Annotated in this window: 19 protein-coding genes; 6 read left to right on the top strand and 13 right to left on the bottom strand. The window is 64.3% G+C overall.

Annotation, left to right across the window (positions count from 1 at the left end):
• The first annotated feature begins 60 nt into the window (after positions 1 to 60).
• From tsaB to AC1D11_RS17790, 3 genes are read left to right on the top strand one after another with little or no spacing between them, the layout of a single operon-like run.
• On the top strand, positions 61 to 816 hold the full coding sequence (tsaB, locus tag AC1D11_RS17800) for a tRNA (adenosine(37)-N6)-threonylcarbamoyltransferase complex dimerization subunit type 1 TsaB (protein ID WP_477647208.1): 756 nt from the start codon (positions 61 to 63) through the stop codon (positions 814 to 816).
• A complete protein-coding gene (gene rimI, locus AC1D11_RS17795) occupies positions 813 to 1292 on the top strand; it encodes a ribosomal protein S18-alanine N-acetyltransferase (RefSeq protein ID WP_477647207.1) in 480 nt (159 codons plus the stop codon). The genes tsaB and rimI overlap by 4 nt, the downstream gene beginning before the upstream one ends.
• A complete protein-coding gene (locus tag AC1D11_RS17790; RefSeq protein ID WP_477647206.1) occupies positions 1289 to 2077 on the top strand; it encodes a uracil-DNA glycosylase family protein in 789 nt (262 codons plus the stop codon). The genes rimI and AC1D11_RS17790 overlap by 4 nt, the downstream gene beginning before the upstream one ends.
• A 153-nt stretch (positions 2078 to 2230) precedes the next feature.
• On the opposite strand, the gene AC1D11_RS17785 is transcribed toward AC1D11_RS17790, so the two are convergent.
• The 3 genes from AC1D11_RS17785 to AC1D11_RS17775 form a co-directional block, all read right to left on the bottom strand.
• Positions 2231 to 3121, bottom strand: a complete 891-nt coding sequence (locus tag AC1D11_RS17785; RefSeq protein WP_477647205.1) for a DMT family transporter — start codon at positions 3119 to 3121, stop codon at positions 2231 to 2233.
• Between the two features lie 234 nt (positions 3122 to 3355).
• The gene (locus AC1D11_RS17780) at positions 3356 to 4135 is read right to left on the bottom strand and encodes a hypothetical protein (RefSeq protein ID WP_477647204.1); all 780 of its coding nucleotides are present in this window, start codon (positions 4133 to 4135) and stop codon (positions 3356 to 3358) included.
• Positions 4136 to 4156: 21 nt separating this feature from the next.
• Positions 4157 to 4981 carry a cupin-like domain-containing protein gene (locus AC1D11_RS17775; protein WP_477647234.1) on the bottom strand — a complete coding sequence of 275 codons (825 nt, stop codon included), beginning with the start codon at positions 4979 to 4981 and terminating at the stop codon, positions 4157 to 4159.
• 270 nt (positions 4982 to 5251) lie between these two features.
• Between AC1D11_RS17775 and pyrF the strand changes: the two genes are divergently transcribed.
• The gene (pyrF, locus tag AC1D11_RS17770; RefSeq protein ID WP_477647203.1) at positions 5252 to 6091 is read left to right on the top strand and encodes an orotidine-5'-phosphate decarboxylase; all 840 of its coding nucleotides are present in this window, start codon (positions 5252 to 5254) and stop codon (positions 6089 to 6091) included.
• Between the two features lie 703 nt (positions 6092 to 6794).
• Here the strand turns inward: pyrF and AC1D11_RS17765 are convergent.
• Positions 6795 to 7439, bottom strand: coding sequence for an NAD(P)-dependent oxidoreductase (locus AC1D11_RS17765; RefSeq protein WP_477647202.1), 645 nt, complete (start codon positions 7437 to 7439; stop codon positions 6795 to 6797).
• A 98-nt stretch (positions 7440 to 7537) separates the two neighbouring features.
• Here AC1D11_RS17765 and AC1D11_RS17760 point away from each other — a divergent pair, with 98 nt between their 5' ends.
• Positions 7538 to 8464 (top strand): LysR family transcriptional regulator, encoded by a 927-nt coding sequence (locus tag AC1D11_RS17760; RefSeq protein ID WP_477647201.1) that lies wholly within the window; start codon positions 7538 to 7540, stop codon positions 8462 to 8464.
• On the opposite strand, the gene AC1D11_RS17755 is transcribed toward AC1D11_RS17760, so the two are convergent.
• The 9 genes from AC1D11_RS17755 to AC1D11_RS17715 all read right to left on the bottom strand — a co-directional run bounded on the left by AC1D11_RS17755 (position 8439) and on the right by AC1D11_RS17715 (position 17451).
• On the bottom strand, positions 8439 to 9359 hold the full coding sequence (locus tag AC1D11_RS17755) for an EamA family transporter (protein WP_477647200.1): 921 nt from the start codon (positions 9357 to 9359) through the stop codon (positions 8439 to 8441). The genes AC1D11_RS17760 and AC1D11_RS17755 overlap by 26 nt on opposite strands.
• 17 nt (positions 9360 to 9376) lie before the next feature.
• A complete protein-coding gene (locus tag AC1D11_RS17750; protein ID WP_477647199.1) occupies positions 9377 to 9823 on the bottom strand; it encodes an acyl-CoA thioesterase in 447 nt (148 codons plus the stop codon).
• 28 nt (positions 9824 to 9851) lie between these two features.
• Positions 9852 to 10823 carry a dipeptidase gene (locus AC1D11_RS17745; protein ID WP_477647198.1) on the bottom strand — a complete coding sequence of 324 codons (972 nt, stop codon included), beginning with the start codon at positions 10821 to 10823 and terminating at the stop codon, positions 9852 to 9854.
• Between the two features lie 73 nt (positions 10824 to 10896).
• Positions 10897 to 11661, bottom strand: a complete 765-nt coding sequence (locus tag AC1D11_RS17740) for an ABC transporter ATP-binding protein (RefSeq protein ID WP_477647233.1) — start codon at positions 11659 to 11661, stop codon at positions 10897 to 10899.
• Between the two features lie 23 nt (positions 11662 to 11684).
• A complete protein-coding gene (locus AC1D11_RS17735) occupies positions 11685 to 12533 on the bottom strand; it encodes an ABC transporter ATP-binding protein (protein ID WP_477647197.1) in 849 nt (282 codons plus the stop codon).
• On the bottom strand, positions 12530 to 13444 hold the full coding sequence (nikC, locus tag AC1D11_RS17730; protein ID WP_477647196.1) for a nickel transporter permease: 915 nt from the start codon (positions 13442 to 13444) through the stop codon (positions 12530 to 12532). Before nikC ends, AC1D11_RS17735 begins: the two co-directional genes overlap by 4 nt.
• Positions 13441 to 14535: an ABC transporter permease gene (locus tag AC1D11_RS17725; RefSeq protein ID WP_457282384.1), complete on the bottom strand. Its 1095-nt coding sequence runs from the start codon at positions 14533 to 14535 to the stop codon at positions 13441 to 13443. Before AC1D11_RS17725 ends, nikC begins: the two co-directional genes overlap by 4 nt.
• A gap of 13 nt (positions 14536 to 14548) precedes the next feature.
• Positions 14549 to 16153: an ABC transporter substrate-binding protein gene (locus AC1D11_RS17720; RefSeq protein WP_477647232.1), complete on the bottom strand. Its 1605-nt coding sequence runs from the start codon at positions 16151 to 16153 to the stop codon at positions 14549 to 14551.
• Between the two features lie 467 nt (positions 16154 to 16620).
• Positions 16621 to 17451: a YecA/YgfB family protein gene (locus AC1D11_RS17715; protein ID WP_477647195.1), complete on the bottom strand. Its 831-nt coding sequence runs from the start codon at positions 17449 to 17451 to the stop codon at positions 16621 to 16623.
• A gap of 118 nt (positions 17452 to 17569) precedes the next feature.
• Here AC1D11_RS17715 and AC1D11_RS17710 point away from each other — a divergent pair, with 118 nt between their 5' ends.
• Positions 17570 to 19351 (top strand): FMN-binding glutamate synthase family protein, encoded by a 1782-nt coding sequence (locus AC1D11_RS17710; RefSeq protein WP_477647194.1) that lies wholly within the window; start codon positions 17570 to 17572, stop codon positions 19349 to 19351.
• The last annotated feature ends 24 nt before the right edge of the window (positions 19352 to 19375 follow it).

Genomic DNA, 19375 nt, shown 5'->3' with positions numbered 1-19375 from the left:
AGATTGCTATGAATTTAATAGCTACTTGCGCCCGATATATAAGGGCTTGAGCCCGATTTAATGCCTGAACTTGTGAAATTCCTCGCTTTTGACACCAGCACTGACCGCATGTCCGTTGCACTGACCGACGGTGTGCGCGTCTGGCAGCACAACGGCCCGGGCGGCGCGCAGGCTTCCACCACGCTGATCCCAGCCATCCTGGCGTTGCTGGCCGAGGCTGGCCTGGCGCTGGGCGAGCTGGATGCCATCGCCTTCGGGCGCGGCCCCGGCTCCTTTACCGGCCTGCGCACCGCCTGCGCGGTGGCGCAAGGCCTGGCGCTGGGCGCCAACCAGGGCGCCGGCATTCCCGTGCTGCCTGTTGACACGCTGATGGCTGTGGCTGAAGAAGCGCGCTTTCAGCAGCAGGGTGATGGCGAAGCGTCCCTGCGCGTCACCGCGCTGCTGGATGCGCGCATGGACGAAATGTATGTGCAGGGTTTTGAGTTCAGCGGCGGGCACTGCCGGGCGCTGGGCGAATGCGGGCTGGTCCGGCCCGAAAACCTGGTGCCTGACACTGCGGCCGGTTTGCTCGCGGGCAATGTTTTTACGGTGTACGCCGGGCGTTTGCCGGGCAGCCTTGCGGCATTTGCGCAGGCTGATGCCTTGCCCACTGCCACCGCCATGCTGCGCCTGGCGCCGCAGCTGGCTGCTGCCGGCCTGTGCGTCAGCGCCGACCTCGCCCTGCCGCTCTACGTTCGCGATAAAGTAGCGCTGACCACCGAAGAGCGCGACCAGGTCAAGGCCGCCAAACTGGCGGCCGCCCCACCTCTTTCATGAACGCCATCCTCAAGCCCCTCGAAGCCCAGTTCGAAGCCATGACACCCGCATGGCTGGATGAGGTGGTGCGCGTGGAAAAAACCGCGTATGGCCACCCCTGGACGCACGGCAATTTCAACGATTCGCTCAACGCCGGCTACCAGGCGCAACTGCTCACTGCCGGCAATGCGCCCGACGCCGTGCTGCTGGGTTATTTCGTGGCCATGAAGGGCGTTGACGAAGTACACCTGCTCAACATCACCGTGGCCCCCGAACACCAGCGCCAGGGCTGGGCCCGCATCATGCTGGATGCGCTGGCCCTCTGGTCGCGCGGAGAGGGCGCGCAGTGGCTGTGGCTGGAAGTGCGCCTGAGCAATGTGCGGGCCAAGGCCATCTATGAACGCTACGGCTTTCGCCACGTCGGCACGCGCCGCAACTACTACCCGGACGGCGCTTCCACGCGCGAAGATGCGGTCGTCATGAGCCTGGCGCTATGAGCCTGGACCTCGACAAACGCCAGCGCGCCATGCTGCGCGAAATGGGTGTGCGCGTGTGGCTGCCGGTTGCCGCTGCGCCTGCTGAAGCTGCCGCTGCTATTGATTTGGTAGCCGCTGGCGCACGATCAGTAACGCCCGCAAGTGAATTTGATCAAAAAGTCAATGCACCTTCCAGGTCCACTGTACCGCCAGAGGCTGCGCCGCCCGTGCGGCCCATGCAGGCGCCGGCTCGCCCGCAGGCCGAAGTGCGCGAAACCGCTGCACCCGGCACGACGGCTGCGTGGCGCATGGGAGACGCGCAAGCCCTGTACGCTGACGCCGCCCATGCTGAAGGCGCGCGCTGGCTGGTGCTGGCCGAAACGCCGGCGGCTGCACTGCAGCGGGAGCCTTTCAACCCCTTTGAAGGCGATGCCGGCAAGCTGCTCGACAACATGCTGCGCGCTGCGCGCCTGCACAAGGCCGGCATGGTGCTGCTGGCGCCGCTGGTCCGGCAGGCGGCATCCGGTGCGGGTGCCGGCCTGCCAGAAGCGCTGCCCGCCCTGGTGGCCAGCGCGCAGCCCGATGTCGTGCTCGTCATGGGCCGCCTGGCCGCGCAGGCGGTGTTGCAATCGACAGAGCCTTTCGGCAAACAGCGCGGCCAATTGCACAGCCTGCATGGAGCCAGCATGGTCGTGACCTACGACGCCACCTATTTGCTGCGCAACCCGGCCGACAAGGGCAAGGCCTGGGACGACTTGTGCATGGCCATGAGTCTGGTACTGCCACCCGGAAATATCGAAACATGAAAGCGCGTCTTCGCGCCCATGGCAGCGTTGCAACCCTTGCGAAGGCGTATAGCCTTCGCTGCGGCTTGCGCCTCGCCCTGGACGCGAATCCATCACTTTCATTGTGTTTCGCTACTTCCGGGTGGCAGTACTAGCGCCCTCGGCTGATTTTTGTCAGGCCTTTTCAGGTACTGTGCGGCTGGGCGCCAGCACTGAAGCAATCGCCACCACCATCAGCACCACGGCAGCCCAGTCCTGCCAGTGCAGTACTTCGCCCAGCCCCAGAGCGCCTGAAAACACCCCGAGGATGGGAATCATCATCACGCTCAGCGTGGAAGCCACCGGCGGCAGCGCGCGCGCCAGCGTGAACCACGCCGCGTGCGCGAAACCGAAAATCAGCACCGCGTTGTAAAGAATCGCGCCCCAGGTCGTGGGCGAAGGTGCCTTCCACTGCGGCATCTCAAACACGACACCCAACACGGTCAGCATCACGGCAGTCATCACCGTCATCCAGAACGACAACGTCAGCGTCGCGGCCGGTATCGTAGTCTTGCGCAGCAGCTGTGTGCCCAGCGCCCACACGCTGGCGGCTACCAGTGCGCACAGCACCCCCAGCGGCCGGCCAGACAGGTTTGTCAGCTCATACCAGAGCAGCAGCGCCACGCCCAGCGCGGCGGCGGCCACACCCAGCCAGTTGCGGGGCTTGAGCTTGGCGCCAAAAAACCATGCGCCCAGCAGCGCCGAAAAAATCGGCATGGTGTAGCCCAGAATCGCCGCGCGCCCGCTGCTGAGGTTTTTGACGGCGAGGATGATCAGTGCATGCCAGACAAACATGTTTGCCGCCGCCAGCCAGAAGAGCTCACGCCACTTGCCCCGCGGCACCCCAAACGGCACCTTCAGTACCACCATGGCAATGCCCAGCACCGGAATGCCCAGCCAGATCGACATCGCCCGAAACGTCAGCGGCGGAAAGTCCGCAATCCCCAGTTTCATCACCGGCCAGTTCAGGCCCCAGACCAGGGTGAGCAGAACCAGCAGGATGAGTTGGCGTTGGGAGAGTTGCATTGAGTCATTGTGCCCCCACGGTCGCTCACTGCGTGTAGCTCCCTGCCCCCCGAGGGGGCCGCCCGCCTGCGGTCTGGCAAAGCCAGTCCCGCGGCTCAGCTGGCTTGAAGAATTCTGTGAGTACGACCAGTGCTGGAGGTATTTCACCAGCGGGCAGCCGCGGGACTGGCTTGCGCCGGGCCGGCATTGCGTGCGCCCAAAGTCTGGCCGGGCTGCGCAACACGGGTTGAACGGCTACGCCGCCTCTGGCTCAGCGGCCGACCTTGTTCGTGCGGGCACCCCGTCGTCTTCTGGAATGGCATAGCGTGGCGCCAATGCTGCAAGCGACCTCAACACCGGGACGGGTGTCCAGCGAAATAGCGGCGTGAGCCAGGGATACGGCACCCTGGATTTCAGAATGGCGCCGTAATCACACGAGGCTTCGTGGGGGAAGTAGTTCTCACGCACGGCCACAAGCTCACAAAACCCCTTGCCGTGGTAGTAGCGCAGCTGTGGATCAACCGGCAAACCGGCCCGCGTAGTTCGTGCATAGGCCTCTACCGATGCGCCTGGTTTTCGTTGCAAATGACGCTTGAGCCCGGGCATGGGAGAGCCCAGAAACACTTCACGAGTGCCGCATTTCACCGCATACAGATAGTTGAATGCGATCAGCTGCAAGGCAGCGCCGGCATCAACGCTGGTCAGGCTGATGCCAAACAGGCAGCGGGAGGCGTGCTTGTTCCTCGGCACCTTGCCGTCCAGGGCGGCACTCTTTTGCCAGTCGCCCGGGTTGACCCACTCTGTCTCCGTGGTGGGCTTGCAAAAGAGCGACGCCAGCAATTCACCCGTTTCTGCGCAAAATGCACCCCCGCTCAAATCGGGATGCGCGGCAATGCGTGATCGAAAGTCTTCTGCGGTGGCTTGCTGCTCTTGCGTCCATTGCTTGCGCTCCAGATCCAGCAAGGCTGGAATATCGCCGATACGCAAATTGCGGGTGATGTAGTTGCGCTTTTTGATGGTCGGTTGGGTTGTCATGGGTAACGGGTTGCGTGGGTGTTAAAGGAGTTGACTGCCCGGAACTTCGCGGACTGGTGGCGGGTGTGCGGTACCCGAATGGCAGGCGCAATTGCGAGTGCCCAAGGGCTGGAAGTCATGCATCAGCTGCACAGCACCTGTGGCGAGCCACAGCCGGGTGACCCGGGCCTTGCTGCCGAAAAATCCACTCAGAAAAATGCTGGCTTGCAAATTCACAACCTCATGCCACCAGCCATGAGGCACGTAGATGGCATCACCCGGGTACAGATCGACAGCAAACAGTGCGTCTGCCGGCACATCGCTTTGCGCCAGGTCGCGCATGCCTACCGATGCCAGCTTGGCCCAGCGGTCATATTTCTTTGACAACGCACCGAGGTGTTCCACGGTGCCGGGGCGGGCCAGGTAAAAGCGTTTGACTCCGCGCGTGAGCACCGCCAGGTTGTCCAGCAAGTCGTAATGCAAACCTGTGTGGGCGCCTTGCGGGCCAATCCATGCGCTGCTGGAGACGATGTTGCCTGGCGGGAATAATGCGCCTTGTTGCACGTCCTGGCGCAATGAGGGTATCTCCTTGAGCAGGTCAAACTCTTTGAGGTAGCCGATATGCGAGCCCTCTTCCTGCGTGGCTGTCTGCAACTCCAGCTGTGCCACATAGCGGTCAAGTGTGGACGTCACAAACCGGGTGCTGGACCTCTCCCGATTCCCTACCACCAAGGTCACAGGCCTGGCCCCGCCCAGATGGGCAAGGTGCTGAAACGTCCAACGCTCCAGCGCGGCCCAGTTGCGCCCCATGCCCCGCAAAACAACAGGGCCATGACCTATCCACTCATGCCCTTGGGGCGACACCATCTCTGGCACAGCCCCGAGCCTTGAACGAGGTATTCCCAGCGGGCATTCGCCTTGACTGATCCGCAAATTCACAACGACCTCCAGCACTTGCAATGCGGTGATCGTAAAAATTCACTGTGAAATCCTCATGACGCTAGCGCTTGTTTTTTGTTGCATCGTGTAAAACGCCAGACAGGCAGCCCCTGGAGACAGTCGTGCGTTTGGCATACAAGGGGTCTCCCCCCAAGGGCGCGGCGCAAGCTGCGGAGATCGTGGAGCTTAAAATGGGACATGACTTTTCTCGACATGCTGGGCGTCGCAGAACGCCAGAACCGCTCCATGCTCTGCGTCGGCCTGGACCCTGAACCCACCAAATTCCCTGGCAAGCTCAAGGGCGACGCCAACAAGATCTACGATTTCTGCGCGGCGATTGTCGACGCCACCGCCGACCTGGTGATTTCCTTCAAGCCGCAAATCGCCTATTTCGCCGCGCACCGCGCCGAAGGCCAGCTTGAACGCCTGATGGAACACATGCGCCGCGTGGCGCCGCAAGTGCCCATCATCCTGGACGCCAAGCGTGGCGACATCGGCAGCACGGCGGAGCAATATGCCAAGGAAGCCTTTGAGCGCTACGGTGCCGACGCGGTGACGTTGTCGCCCTTCATGGGGTTTGACTCGGTGGCACCGTATTTGAAGTACGAAGGCAAGGGCGCCTTCCTGCTGTGCCGCACCTCCAACCCCGGCGGCGACGACCTGCAGAACCAGCGCTTTGCCTCGATTGAAGGCCAGCCGCTGCTTTACGAGCATGTGGCGCGCCTGGCGCAAGGGCCGTGGAACCTCAATGGCCAGCTTGGCCTGGTGGTGGGCGCGACGTACCCGGCGGAGATTGAGCGTGTGCGTGCCGTGGCGCCGACCTTGCCGCTGCTGATTCCGGGTGTGGGGGCGCAGGGTGGCGATGCGGTGGCGACCGTGAAGGCGGGTTGGCGAGCCGGCGCTCCCATCATCGTGAACTCGTCGCGCGCGATTTTGTATGCCTCTTCGGCGGATGATTTTGCGGAGGCTGCGCGGCGCGAGGCGGTGAAGACCCGGGATGTGCTGGAGGCGGCTCGGGGTGAGGCTCTGAAGCTGTAGTCTTTTTTGTTCCTGCGCTTTTTGCTGAGGGCGGCTGGCCGGGGGTTGCCCGGCATGCAACTCACTTTCTTTTGCTTCGCCAAAAGAAAGTAAGCAAAGAAAAGGCGACCCTGGTTCCTGCGTCCCTCCGCTGCGCTGCGGGCAACCTGCGGTGCTCGGTCCAGCCGGGGTCAAAAACAACTCGCTTCGCTCAAACAAGTTTTTGCCCTGATCCGTCTGGCCCTGCGCTCCTCGGCGCATACACAAGGGCCCATCGGGGATGGGGACCGAATACCAAAGACAAATACCAACAAGGACTCGCCGCGGCGAGTCCTTGTTTCTTCTGGTATCCCGGGTTCTGTCTTCGGCTGTTGGGTATTCCTGCCTCCACCCCCTTCTGTATGCGCCGAGGAGCGCAGGTTCAGGCGGATCAGGGATCGCGATTGTCTGAGCCGAAGGCGAGTTCGAGCGAGACCCCGCCTGAATCGAGCACCGCAGGTTGCCCCGGAGCGAAGCGCAGGGGTCGCAGACAGCAGGGTCGCCTTTTCTTTGGTGACTTTCTTTTGGCGACGCAAAAGAAAGTTACTTGCCGCCGGGCAACCCCCGGCCAGCAACACTCAGCAAAGGGCGCGCCCGTCAAATCAACAGCAACCCCAAAAGAGTTTGCTATTAATTCAGGAGCTGCTTGCGCTCGCTCTCATTGAATCAGAGCCCAATAAGACCATTAATTAGCAACCGTAAACCGGCGCCGAACATGCCGCGCGTTTTCAATCTCGTCCACGATGGCCACAGCCAGGTCGGGCACCGAGATACCGGCCGGCTTGTCACCCTGGCCAGGCAGCAGGTCGTCCGCGCCCAGCCGGTACTTGCCGGTGCGCTCACCGGGTGCCAGGCCAATGGGAGGCGAGACAAAGCTCCAGTCCAGTGAGGTTTCGAGCTTGAGCTGGTTCAGCGCCTCGCGTGCGGCGAGCGCGCCCTGCTTGTATTGCGCGGGAAACTCCGGCGTGTCCACCAGCTGCAGGCCGGGCGCCACATACAGGCTGCCGGCGCCACCCACCACGAGCAGGCGTTTGACGCCCGCCTGCTTGACGCCGCTCACGATGGCTTTGCTCGCCTCAAGGTGCAGGTCGTGGATTTTCGGCTCGCTCCAGCCCGGGTTGTAGGCGCTGATGACGGCGTCGTGGCCGGCCGCAGCCTTGGCGACCTGGCCGGCATTCAGTGCGTCTGCAGCGACCACACTCAGGCCGGTTTGCGGGGTGACTTTGCCAGGGTTGCGGGCCAGCACAGTGACCTTGTGGCCGCGGCTCAGCAGTTCGGAAAGAATGGGTGCGCCGATAAAACCTGTGGCGCCGATCAGTGCGATGTTCATAAAAACTCCTGTGGGTGAAAAGAGCCTCTAGTGTCATTACTTCACAACGGCCTGAATAGACGGCAAAATTGACTAACACTGTGAAGTAGAGCTAACTAATGAGCGATAAATCCATGGACCAACTCAAGCGCATGGCCATTTTTGCCGAGGTGGTTGCCAAGGGATCTCTGACCGCGGCGGCGCGGCAGCTGGGCATGACGCCTTCGGCCGTGAGCCAGCATTTGCGGCAGCTTGAGCAGTCGCTCGGCCTGGCCCTGCTGCATCGGTCCACGCGGCGCCTGACGCTGACAGAAGCGGGCGAGCGCTACCACGCCGGTTGCGCCGCCATGGTGGCGGCTGCGCGCTCGGCGGAACAGGCGCTGGTGCGGCTGCGCGACGAACCCGAAGGCGAGCTGCGCCTGGCCGCGCCGGCCGGCTTTGGCGGCCTGCTGGCAGCGGCGCTGGCGCCGCTGCGCGGCTATCCCCGGCTCACGCTGCGCTTGCTGCTTGACGACAAGCTGGTGGACCTGATCGGCGAACGCGTGGATATCGCGGTGCGCGTGGGGGAGTTGGCCGACTCCAGCCTGGTGGCACGCAAGCTGGGCGATATGACGCGCCAGCTCTGCGCCTCGCCGGCCTACCTGGCCGAACGCGGCTGGCCCGCCATGCCGCAGGATTTGCTGCGCCACGACTGGCTGGCCAGCAAACCCGACAGCAGCAACAGCGCGGACATGCTGGAGTTGCTGGGCCCGTCCGGCGAACGCGAAACCCTGAGGCTGGAAGGCCGGGTGCAGGCCTCGCAGGTCACGGCGCTGCATGCGCTGGCCATAGCCGGCTGGGGCATCAGCATGGGCGTGAGCGAGGACGACCGCAAGGCGATGGCCGAAGGCCGCTTGCTGCCGATACTGCCGGGCTGGCGCATGTCGGATGTTCCGGTCTACGCCGTCACGCCGCGGCGCGGTGATCAGCCGGCCAAGGTGCGCTACACGCTGGAGCTGCTGGCGGCCTGGTTCTCAGGCGTCAGGCCTGTTGCGGACGCGGCCTGAACACCAGCCCGCCCAGCATCACACAAGCCAGCGCGGCCACTACAAACGCGACGCCGGCCCATTGCCAGGGCGTGACGACTTCGCCGAGCACCAGCATGCCGGTGGCCAGGCCCACCACCGGCACACCCAGGCTGAAAGGCGCGACGCGGTTGGCCGGGTGGCGCTTGAGCAGGTTGGTCCACAGGCTGTAGCCCAAAATGGTGGCCGCCCAGCCGAGATAGGCTACGGCGGCCCAGCTGGATGCACGCGCTTCCATCCAGTGCCAGCGCACGGCCTCGGGGTCGAAGGCCCAGGACAGGGCGGCAAAGGGCAGTATCGCCACCAGGCTGCTCCACACCACAAATGCCAGCGGCGAATAATCCTTGTACGTTTGCTGCACACGTCGCGCCACGATGTTGGACATGGCCCACATGGCCGCCGCGCACAGCGTGAGCGCAAAGCCCAACGGTGTGGTGGCGCCGGTGCCATTGGCGCCCACGTAATTGAGCGCAAAGCAGGCCAGGCCCAGGGCCGCGAGCACCAGGCCCGCCTGCAGCGGCCGGCTGGCGCGCTCATGCAGCAGCACAAAACCGAAGAGCGCGGTCCAGAACACCTGGGTCTGCTGCAGCACCGAGGCCAGCGCCGCGGTCATGCCGACCTTGAGCGCCAGAAACAAGATGCCGAACTGGCCCACACCCTGAAAGAGGCCGTAAAACACGATCCACTTCCACGCGATTTTGGGCGGGCAGATCAGCAGCGCCAGCGGCAACACGGCAAACACGTAGCGGGCCGTGCCCAGCTGGAAAGGCGTGAAATCGCGCAGCGCGAATTTCATCACCACGAAGTTAACGCCCCAGAGTACGACCACCGTGAGGGCGGCCGCCAGGTCGCGGCCCGTCAGGGCATTGGGCTGCATCTGCGCAAGACGTGAAGTCAGCCCAGCTGCATGGAGCGTGCGGCATCCAGGTGCGCCTTGACGCGCTGGGCCAGCGCGACGTCGCCGGGGGTCTCCGGCCGCCATTCCTGGGCGGGCAAGGCCTTGCCGTCCAGGTCTACCGCAACAAACACCACCAGGCATTCGGTGATGACCTGCATCTGCCCGACTTTCATGTCGCCGGCGCGCACTTCCACCGAGATGTTCAGGCTGGTCGTGCCGGTATAGGCCAGGCGGGCTTCGACTTCGACCAGGTCGCCGATCATGATGGGGCGCTGAAAACGTATGCTGCCCACCGATACGGTGACGCAATAACGTTTCGCCCAGCTGGTGGCACAGGCGTAGCCGGCTTCGTCAATCCATTTCATGACGGTGCCGCCGTGCACTTTGCCGCCGAAGTTGACGGTGCTGGGTTCGGCCAGGAAGCGGAGGGTGATAGAGGACATGGGGCTTGCGGGTAGTTTTATGAGGTTCTCATGCGTGCTGCCAGGCGATGCCGGCGACACGCATCATATTGTCGCCCATCACGCCTTCGATCTCGGTTGCGCTCAGGCCCACCTGGCGCAGCGCTTCGGGCAGCAGTTGCCAGGTTTCAACCGGCGTGTAAGTCATGCGCTGCACGGCGCGGTCGTAGCCGGCTGACCTGGGCCACCAATAGGTGGGGTCGTAGTCGCCGGGAGGGTTGTCATTGAGCTCGTCCTGCCGGAAGCTGATGTCCAGGCCAATGCCCACATGTTGCGCGCCGACCAGGCCCGCCACATAGGCCACATGCCGCGCCATATCGTCGGCCGTAGGAGTGCGCGTACCCAGGAATGCAGAGACGCCCGAGACGCACACCACCCCGCCGGTTGCGGCGCAGGCGCGTATCTGCTCGTCGGTGATGTTGCGCCCGTGCTCTACCAGCGCAAGCGGGTTGGCGTGGCTGAAGATCACCGGTTTGGCCGAGGCAGCCATGATGTCCAGACTGCAGCGGCGGCCGGTGTGGGAGCAGTCCATCAGGAGGCCCGCCTCGTTCACTGCCTGCACCATGCGCACACCCAGCGGCGTGAGGCCGCGTGCTTCGTCGTGGCAGCCGTCGGCCACGCTGTTGTTGCGGTTGTAGGCGAAATGGATTTGCCGCACGCCGAGGTCGCGGTACAAGTTCACCATCTCGGGCCGCTCCTGCAGGGGCATCGCACCTTCCAGGTCAAAGCCGATGGCAAGCTGGCCCGCCGCCGCGGCCTCGCGGATCTCGTCCACGCTGGACACCAGCCGATAGCGCCCGGGGTTCGCGGCGATCTTCGCGCGGAAGGCCGCAATGACCGCCATGATTTGCGCCACCGGGTTCATGTCCATGCCGACATTGACGGACACATAGTTCACGCCCGCGGCGCGCAACGCGTCCATCGGCGAAAAATCGGCTGCCGGGTGCAGTGGCAGGCAAGCGTGGGCTTCCCAGTGGATCATGGCGTGGCGTGTGGTGTTGAAGAGAAATTAAAGCATGCGGCGCTGCGGCGCGCCAGACCTGCCTGGTAACGATTTATGCCGTGGCGGACACATCCGCCGCTGCGCGGCGTTTGAACCCGGTGGAGGCTTCCATCAGGCGCAGCGTATAGGCATTCGTGACCTTGTGTGCCGCCAGGTCGGCCGCAGGCAGCATCTCCACGGTCTGGCCGCGTTGCATCACCATCAGCCGTTCACACAGGTGCGTGACGACGGCCAGGTCGTGGCTCACCATGACGAAGGTCAGGCCGCGCCTGCGCCGCAGCTCTTCGAGCAGGTTCAGGACCTCGGCCTGCACCGAGGCGTCCAGTGCCGAAGTGGGCTCGTCCAGCAGCAGGATCTGCGGCTCGAGAATCAAGGCGCGCGCAATCGCGATGCGCTGGCGCTGCCCGCCGGAAAGCTGATGTGGATAACGAAAACGAAAACCCGTGCCCAGGCCGACTTCTTCCAGCGCGCGTTCGATGCGCGCTTCCGCATCGCTGATGCCGTGGATGGCCAGCGGCTCGGCCAGGATGCGGTCTACGGTGTGGCGCGGGTGCAGCGAGCCGTACGGGTCCTGGAACACCATCTGCACCTGCCGCCTGAAGGCCTTGCTGCCGGGTGCGCTGTCCTGGCCCAGCAACTTGACGGTGCCGGCCGTGCGCGGCGCGAGCCCGCAGATGGCGCGCAGCACGGTGGATTTGCCGGAACCCGATTCACCGACGATGCCGAAGCTTTCGCCGGGGCTCACGATGAAGGAGGTATCGGCGACGGCGACAAAGCTGTCGTACACCACGCGCAGGCCGCTGACTTCGAGACCCAGCGATGCGGATGAAGCCACCGGGTTCACAGCGCCCACTCCGGTTGCCTGTCCAGCGTCGCCAGCGGATGCGTGGACGCGCCCAGCTGCGGCAGGCACGCCATCAGGCCGCGTGTGTAGGGATGCTGCGCATTTGCCAGGCCGCCGGCGGCCAGCTCTTCCACCACTTTGCCGGCATACATCACCAGAATGCGGTCGCAGAAGGTCGACACCAGCCGCAGGTCGTGCGAGACCAAAATCAAGCCCATGCCGCGCTCAGCCACCAGCGTGTCGAGGATCGACAGCACCTGCAGCTGCACCGTCACATCCAGCGCCGAGGTCGGCTCGTCGGCGATCAGCAGGTCCGGGTCGGCGATCAGCATCATCGCGATCATCGCGCGCTGGCCCATGCCGCCCGACACCTCATGCGGGTAGAGCTTGTAGACGCGCGCCGGGTCGTCGATGCGCACGGACTCCAGCGCGGCGAGGGCCCGCTGTTTGGCTTCCGCCGATGAAACGCGGGTATGGGCTTGCAGCGTCTCCACGATCTGTGCGCCTATGGTCATGACCGGGTTCAGCGAAAACTTCGGATCCTGCAACACCATGGCGATGCGGCCGCCGCGCAGCTCGCGGCGTTGGGCGGGCGGGCAGTTGAGCAAGTCCATGCCGGCGAACTCAAGACGCCTGGCGCTGATGCGACCTTCCGGTGCGGTCAGCCCCATGATGGCGCGGCCTGTTTGCGATTTTCCCGAACCCGACTCGCCCACGATGCCCAGGCGCTCGCGGCCCAGCGTAAAGGACACACCGCGCACCGCCTCGGTCATGCCGCCGTCACGGCGCGGAAAGCTCACGCGCAAGTCGTCGACCACCAGCAGGGGCCTGTTGGTGCCCGTCATTTGGCGGCCTTCGGGTCCAGCGCGTCGCGCAGGCCGTCGCCCAGCAGGTTGAAGGCCAGGCTCACGACAAAAATCGCCGCGCCGGGCGCGGCGGCCACCCACCACTGGTCCAGCACATAGAGGCGGCCGTTGGCGATCATCGCGCCCCACTCCGGCATGGGCGGCTGCGCGCCCAGGCCCAGAAAACCCAGCCCGGCGGCGGTCAGGATGATGCCGGCCATGTCCAGCGTGACGCGCACGATCACCGACGACACACACAGCGGCATGATGTGCCCAAGCACGATGCGCCAGGGCGAGGCACCCAGCAATTGCACGGCCGCGATGTAGTCGGTCTGGCGTATCGTCAGCGTCTCGGCCCGCGCCATGCGCGCATAGGGCGGCCAGGAGGTAATGGCAATGGCGATCACCGCGTTCTGGATGCCGGGGCCCAACGCGGCGACAAAAGCCAGCGCCAGGATGAGGCGCGGGAACGCCAGGAAGATGTCGGTGATGCGCATCAGCACCGCATCGACCCAGCCGCCGGCGTAACCCGCCACGGTGCCGACGATGAGGCCCAGCGGCGCGGCCAGCACCGCCACCAGGATCACCACCATCAGCGTGATGCGCGAGCCGATGATGATGCGAGAGAGGATGTCGCGCCCCTGGTCGTCGGTGCCGAACCAGTGCGCCCAAGAAGGCGGCAACAGGCGTGTGGTGCGCAGGTCGCCGGTGTAGGCCGAGTAAGGCGCGAGCAGGTCGGCAAAAATCGCCACGAGGACCAGGCCCAGCACGATGAAGAGGCCCAGCATCGCCAGCCGGTTGCGCGAAGAATCGCGGCAGCCGTGGTACACGCGGCCCATGAAGGCCTGCCGGCGCGAGGCAGGGCGGTCGGTGCTCAGCCAGTCGCGCAAAGATGCAACCTTTGAAGTCATCGGATACGCGTCCTCGGGTCGAGCAGCTTGTACAAGACATCTGACAATAAATTCAAGCCGACAAAAATCGAGCCCACCACAATCGTGCCGCCCAGCACCGCATTCATGTCGGCGTTCTGCAGCGAGTTGGTGATGTAGAGACCCAGCCCCGGCCAGGCAAAGACGGTTTCCGTCAGCACCGAGCCCTCGAGCAGGCCAGCGTACGACAGCGCGATCACCGTGACCAGCGGCACCATGGCATTGCGCAGCGCGTGGCGCCAGATGATGCGCGACTCCGACAGGCCCTTGGCGCGCGCGGCAATCACGTATTCCTGCGCGAGTTCATTGAGCATGAAGGAACGCGTCATGCGGCTGATATAGGCCAGCGCGAAATAGCCGAGCAGCGAAGCCGGCAATATCAGGTGCGAAAACACATTGCGAAAAGCCTCCCACTCGCCGGTCATGGCCGTGTCGAGCAGCAACAGCCCGGTGATGGGCTTGAGTGTGTATTCATAACTCACGTCGATCCGGCCCGGCCCCGAGACCCAGCCCAGCCGCGCGTAAAAAACCACCAGCGCCATCAGCCCCAGCCAGAAGATGGGCACCGAATAGCCCACCAGGCCGATCACGCGCACCACCTGGTCCACCAGCTTGCCGCGCCGCACTGCGGCCCATACCCCCAGCGGCACGCCCAGGCCTGCGCCTATCAGGATGCCCAGGCTGGCCAGCTCCAGCGTGGCCGGAAAGGCGCGCTTGATGTCCGTCATCACCGGGTTGGCCGTCAGCACCGAGACGCCGAAGTCGCCCTTGAGCACCTTGCCGATGTAGATGTAGAACTGCTCATACAGCGGCTTGTCCAGCCCCAGCTCCTGGCGCACCCGCTCGATCACATGCGCCGGCGCGCGATCACCCACGATGGCCAGCACCGGGTCAATGGGGATCACGCGGCCGATGAAAAACGTGACCGCGAGCAGGCCCAGGTAGGTGAGCAGAATCACCACCAGGAAGTTGCCGAAGCTCCTGGCGTGCGGCGTGAAGCGCTGGCCCGCCGTGCGCGTGGCTACCGCACTGAGCGGCGCCACACCGGCGGCTGTGGGGTCGGGAATGGCCAAAGTTGGTGGGCTATCAGCGCTTGGAGGCGTTGAACATGTAGTTGCTGTCGAAGGTGGGGCCCAGCTTCAGGCCGTCCACGTTGCTCCGGAAAGCCGCCACCTCAGTCTGCTGGTACAGCATGATGAAGGGGCTGGTTTTGCGGAACTCGGCCTGCAGGTCCTCGTACATCTTCTTGCGCTTGCCGGCGTCGCGCTCCAGCACCGCCGCGTCCGACTGCTTGGTCAACTCGGGAATCGCCCAGGCATTGCGCCAGGCCAGCGGCTTGGCCTTGGCATCGTCGGCGTTGTCAGGGTTGCGCGTGAAGGTGTCGGCGTTCGAATGCGGGTCCCAGTAGTCGGCGCCCCACTGGCCGATGTACATGTCGTGGGTGCGGGCGCGGTACTTGGTCAGTGTCTGCTTGCCGTCGCCGGGAATGATCTCGATGTCGACGCCGGCCTGCTTGGCCGTCTGCTGGAAGGCCTCGGTGATGCCCTGCACCGGCTGGATGGTGCGCATGTCGATGGTGACCTTGAAGCCGTTGGCAAGGCCCGCCTTGGCCAGGAGTGCCTTGGCCTTGGTCACGTCGAGCTTGTACGGCTTGACGGTGCTGGCGCCCAGCAGGCCCTGCGGCAAGAAGTTCTGGTTGATCACGCCGATGTTCTTGACCAGTGTGTCGCCGATGGCATCGTAGTCGACCAGGTATTTCAGGGCCTCGCGCACCTCGGGCTTGGCCAGGTTGGCGTTCTTCTGGTTCAGGCTGATGTAGTAGACCGTGCCTTTGGGCGTGGAGGTCATCTTCACGTCCTTGTTGGCCGAGAGCGCGGCGATGTCCTGCGGGCTCAGGTTGCGGGCGATGTCGATGTCGCCTTTTTCGAGCAGCAGGCGCTGCGTGGCCGATTCCTTGACGTGGCGGTAGATCACGCGGGCCAGCTTGGGCTTGGCGCCGTAGTAGTTGTCGTTGCGTTCCAGCGCCACGATTTCATTGGCACGCCATTCGCGCAGCTTGAGCGGGCCGGAGCCGGCGTAATTGGTTTTTAGCCAGGCGTAACCCCAGTCACCGTTGACCTCTTTCGATTGCACCAGCTTCATGTCGACAATGCCGGCCACGTTGGCCGTCAGGCAGTTGAAGACAAAGGTGGGGGCATAGGCCTTGTCGGTTTCCAGGGTCACCACGGTCGGGCTGGTGGCCTTGATCTTGTCCTTGACGTTGGTCTTGGAGAAACCGAACTGGGTCAGGATGAAGGCCGGGGATTTGTCCAGCATCACGGCGCGCTGCAGCGAATACGCCACTTCTTCGGCCGTGAGTGGATTGCCCGAGGCGAACTTGATCCCGGGCTTGAGCTCGAAGGTATAGGTCTTGCCGTCGGCAGAGACGGTCCAGGATTTGGCCACGTCGCCCACCAGTTTGGACGGGTCGTTCACATCCAGGCGCAGCAGGCGGTCGTAGGTGTTGCCCATGATCTCGCCGGCGGACAGCTCAAAGGCCTCGGCCGGGTCCATGGTGATGATGTCATCGAAACCGAAGGCCAGCACCAGGGTGTCCTTGGGCGTGGCGGCCAGCACGGCGCCGGCGCTGCAGGCCAGCATGGCGGCTGCGGCAGTGGCGCAAAGAACGCGGCGGCTGAGGTGGGGAAGCATGTGGTTCAAGATGATTTCCTTCGGTTGGACAGTCAAACAAACATTGCGCCTGACCGCTTGTGGCGGCCACGCCCGGGGGGTCTCAGGGGTGAGCAGGAATCGTGCCCATACCGCTGGTGGTTGCCGCCGGTAACTTGTACATACAAGTCAGGAACCTGTTCACGGTCCAGGGCGACTGATGCATTCTGCGCCGCCGACCGCGCGCGTCAAGACCCGGGTTTTCCGCGATTGCCGATTTCATGAAAACCGGCGGTCCGGCGGCGGCCCGCCTGGCCGCCGCCCATGTACGCCAACACCGTTGCCCCAAAAATGTGTCCAGAAGCCGCCTTCCAGGGTGGCGCGGTACTTTTTGAGAGGTGGAAGTGGCTAGAGGCCAATTAAATCGGGCGCGACAAGCTATGAAATCGATAGCGATCATTCAGTGCGTCCGGACCCGGCAGAGGACACCCGCCCTCAAATCACGGTCTTTACCCCGCTCCGTGACATTTCTTGTATTTCTTCCCGCTACCGCAATAACACAGGTCGTTGCGCCCGGGCGTGGCCTCCACCCGCACCGTCTCGACCTTGGGTCCCATGGTCTTCCACAGCTCACGCAAGTCATACACTGCCCAGATGGCCTCGCCAAACGCATTGAGCCTGGCAATGCTGGTGCTGGGCGTGCCGTCTTCGCTGAGGGGGGACACCTCGGGCGGGGCGCTGTCGTCTTCGGTCATGGCGACCACGGCCTGCAGGGCACCATCGAGCCACCTGGCGGCGTCTTTGTCACGCGGCGCCATCCACTCGTCGGGCCAGCTTTCCACCGCAAACATGAAGCCCAGCGCCCAGACCTGCGCGAATGCGGGCAGGTCTTCGCCCTTGAAAGCGGCACGTTCGTCGGGCGGCATGTCGGCCACGGCGCCGCGTATGTCCATGACCTCGGGGTGGTAGCAGCTGTCGTCTTCGAGCGAGTCCACTTCGGCGTCCAGCGCCGTTTCGACTTCCTGCCAGCGCTGGCTCCAGAGCATGAGGAAGCGCTCACGCTGCGCCTCGCTGGCGAACGAACCGCCTTCCGGATCCGGTGCCTCGCCCTCAGCGGGCACGGCGAGCAGCACGGGCAGGTATTCGGCTGCCTCGATGGGCCGGCGCGAGCAGATCACGGCGGCCATGAAGCCTTCGCAGAATTCCCACTGCGGTGTTTCGTCGTAACGGGTGCGCAGGTCGTCGAGGATGGCATCGAGCTCGTCGAATGCCTCGACTTCCAGGAAAACCGGCTCCGGCGAGGGCTTTGAGGGGATGACGGATTTGGGGGTGGGCTTCATGAAAAAACAGTTCTGAGCGTCACGTGAGGCTCTTATGATGCAAAGTGTATCTGGCGCATCGCGGCGGCATGCCTGTGTTTTGTGCCCTTTTGTGATCCCCTCCCACGGAAGCCCTGTCATGTTTCTTCAGCGCCTTGATGCCTGGTTCCCCGTCCGTTACACCTTTATGGCACTGTGCGGGCTTGCTGCGCTGCTGGGGCTGCTCGGCCTGATGATTTTTGGCGTCGGGAAGCTGGCTCTGGTGTCCCTGGTGGCCGGTGTGGTGCTGGTGTGTGTCGGTGTGCGCGACTTGCGGCAAACGCGCCATGCCGTGCTGCGCAACTACCCGGTCATCGGCCACCTGCGTTTCCTGTTTGAGTACATCCGGCCCGAAATGCGCCAGTACTTCATCGAAAGCGACAGCGAGGCCACGCCGTTTTCACGCGCCCAACGCTCGCTGGTGTACCAGCGCGCCAAGGGCGAACCCGACAACCGGCCTTTCGGCACGCAGCTTGACGTCGGCGCGCAGGGGTATGAGTGGGTCAACCATTCGATGTCGCCGACCAAACTGCCAACCCACGATTTTCGCGTCTGGATAGGCGGCACGCCCGATCATCCGTCGCCCTCGGTGGAGCCCTGCACACAGCCTTACCACGCCAGCGTGTTCAACATCTCGGCGCTGAGCTTCGGATCGCTTTCGGCCAATGCCATCATGGCGCTGAACAAGGGCGCCAAACTCGGCGGCTTCGCGCACGACACGGGCGAGGGCTCGATCTCGCAGCACCACCGGCTGCATGGCGGTGACCTGATCTGGGAAATCGGCTCAGGTTACTTTGGTTGCCGCAACGAGGACGGCACGTTCAGCGAGGAACGTTTCGCCGCCAACGCATGCGACCCGCAGGTCAAGCTGATCGAGCTCAAGATGAGCCAGGGCGCCAAGCCCGGCCACGGCGGCATCCTGCCCGGCCCCAAGGTGACGGAGGAAATCTCGGCGGCGCGCGGTGTACCGCAGGGCAAGGACTGCATTTCGCCCTCCAGCCACAGTGCGTTTTCCACGCCGGTCGAGATGATGCATTTCATCGCCAAACTGCGAAAGCTGTCGGGCGGCAAGCCGACCGGCTTCAAGTTCTGCATCGGCCACCCCTGGGAGTGGTTTGCGATTGTGAAAGCCATGCTGGAGACCGGCATCACGCCGGACTTCATCGTGGTGGACGGCGCCGAGGGCGGCACGGGCGCTGCGCCCGTCGAGTTCACCGACCACGTGGGCGCACCGCTGCAGGAGGGCCTGCTGCTGGTGCACAACACGCTGATCGGCGTGAACCTGCGCAGCCGCGTTTCCATCGGTGCCGCCGGCAAGGTGGTGAGCGCGTTTGACATGGTGCGGCTGATGGCGCTGGGCGCCGACTGGTGCAATGCCGGGCGCGGTTTCATGATGGCGCTGGGCTGCATCCAGGCGCAAAGCTGCCACACCGGTAAATGCCCGACGGGCGTCACCACACAAGACCCGGTTCGCCAGCAGGCACTGGTGGTGCCCGACAAGGCCGAGCGCGTGCGCAACTTTCACCGCAGCACGCTGCATGCGCTGCAGGAGCTGGTGCAAGCCGCGGGCCTGTGCCACCCGCGCGAAGTCAACGCCCACCACATCGTGCGGCGCCTGACGGACACCGAAGTGCGGCTGCTGAGCAACCTCATCATGCAGGTCGAGCCCGGCGCGCTGCTGGGCTCGCTGGAAAAACAGAACACGGTGTTCAGCTACTACTGGCCGCTGGCCAGCGCGCACAGTTTTCGCGCCAACGGCGTAGGGCCCGGGGGGCACATGCCTGCGCAGGCCAATGGCATCCGTGTGCCGGTGACGGGTGATGCCTCGGCGGTATCGGGGGCAGTTCCCTCCGGCGCCTCCGCAGAGCGCGCTGCGGGTTAAACGCCTCTCACGGCGTTCCGGGGC

The organism is Polaromonas sp. P1_E11 (assembly GCF_056405995.1).
Note: the sequence above shows the minus strand (reverse complement) of the source record. Positions and strands in the feature narration are given on the sequence as shown.

Excerpts from the sequence above, each read along its gene's own strand:
- AC1D11_RS17715 (WP_477647195.1), bottom strand. The coding sequence starts at position 17,451 with ATGAAGCCCACCCCCAAATCCGTCATCCCCTCAAAGCCCTCGCCGGAG.
- AC1D11_RS17710 (WP_477647194.1), top strand. The coding sequence starts at position 17,570 with ATGTTTCTTCAGCGCCTTGATGCCTGGTTCCCCGTCCGTTACACCTTT.
- pyrF (WP_477647203.1), top strand. The coding sequence starts at position 5,252 with ATGACTTTTCTCGACATGCTGGGCGTCGCAGAACGCCAGAACCGCTCC.
- nikC (WP_477647196.1), bottom strand. The coding sequence starts at position 13,444 with ATGACTTCAAAGGTTGCATCTTTGCGCGACTGGCTGAGCACCGACCGC.
- AC1D11_RS17765 (WP_477647202.1), bottom strand. The coding sequence starts at position 7,439 with ATGAACATCGCACTGATCGGCGCCACAGGTTTTATCGGCGCACCCATT.
- AC1D11_RS17790 (WP_477647206.1), top strand. The coding sequence starts at position 1,289 with ATGAGCCTGGACCTCGACAAACGCCAGCGCGCCATGCTGCGCGAAATG.
- AC1D11_RS17785 (WP_477647205.1), bottom strand. The coding sequence starts at position 3,121 with ATGCAACTCTCCCAACGCCAACTCATCCTGCTGGTTCTGCTCACCCTG.
- AC1D11_RS17755 (WP_477647200.1), bottom strand. The coding sequence starts at position 9,359 with ATGCAGCCCAATGCCCTGACGGGCCGCGACCTGGCGGCCGCCCTCACG.
- AC1D11_RS17720 (WP_477647232.1), bottom strand. The coding sequence starts at position 16,153 with ATGCTTCCCCACCTCAGCCGCCGCGTTCTTTGCGCCACTGCCGCAGCC.
- tsaB (WP_477647208.1), top strand. The coding sequence starts at position 61 with ATGCCTGAACTTGTGAAATTCCTCGCTTTTGACACCAGCACTGACCGC.
- AC1D11_RS17780 (WP_477647204.1), bottom strand. The coding sequence starts at position 4,135 with ATGACAACCCAACCGACCATCAAAAAGCGCAACTACATCACCCGCAAT.
- AC1D11_RS17735 (WP_477647197.1), bottom strand. The coding sequence starts at position 12,533 with ATGACGGGCACCAACAGGCCCCTGCTGGTGGTCGACGACTTGCGCGTG.
- AC1D11_RS17775 (WP_477647234.1), bottom strand. The coding sequence starts at position 4,981 with ATGGTGTCGCCCCAAGGGCATGAGTGGATAGGTCATGGCCCTGTTGTT.
- AC1D11_RS17750 (WP_477647199.1), bottom strand. The coding sequence starts at position 9,823 with ATGTCCTCTATCACCCTCCGCTTCCTGGCCGAACCCAGCACCGTCAAC.
- AC1D11_RS17760 (WP_477647201.1), top strand. The coding sequence starts at position 7,538 with ATGAGCGATAAATCCATGGACCAACTCAAGCGCATGGCCATTTTTGCC.
- rimI (WP_477647207.1), top strand. The coding sequence starts at position 813 with ATGAACGCCATCCTCAAGCCCCTCGAAGCCCAGTTCGAAGCCATGACA.
- AC1D11_RS17745 (WP_477647198.1), bottom strand. The coding sequence starts at position 10,823 with ATGATCCACTGGGAAGCCCACGCTTGCCTGCCACTGCACCCGGCAGCC.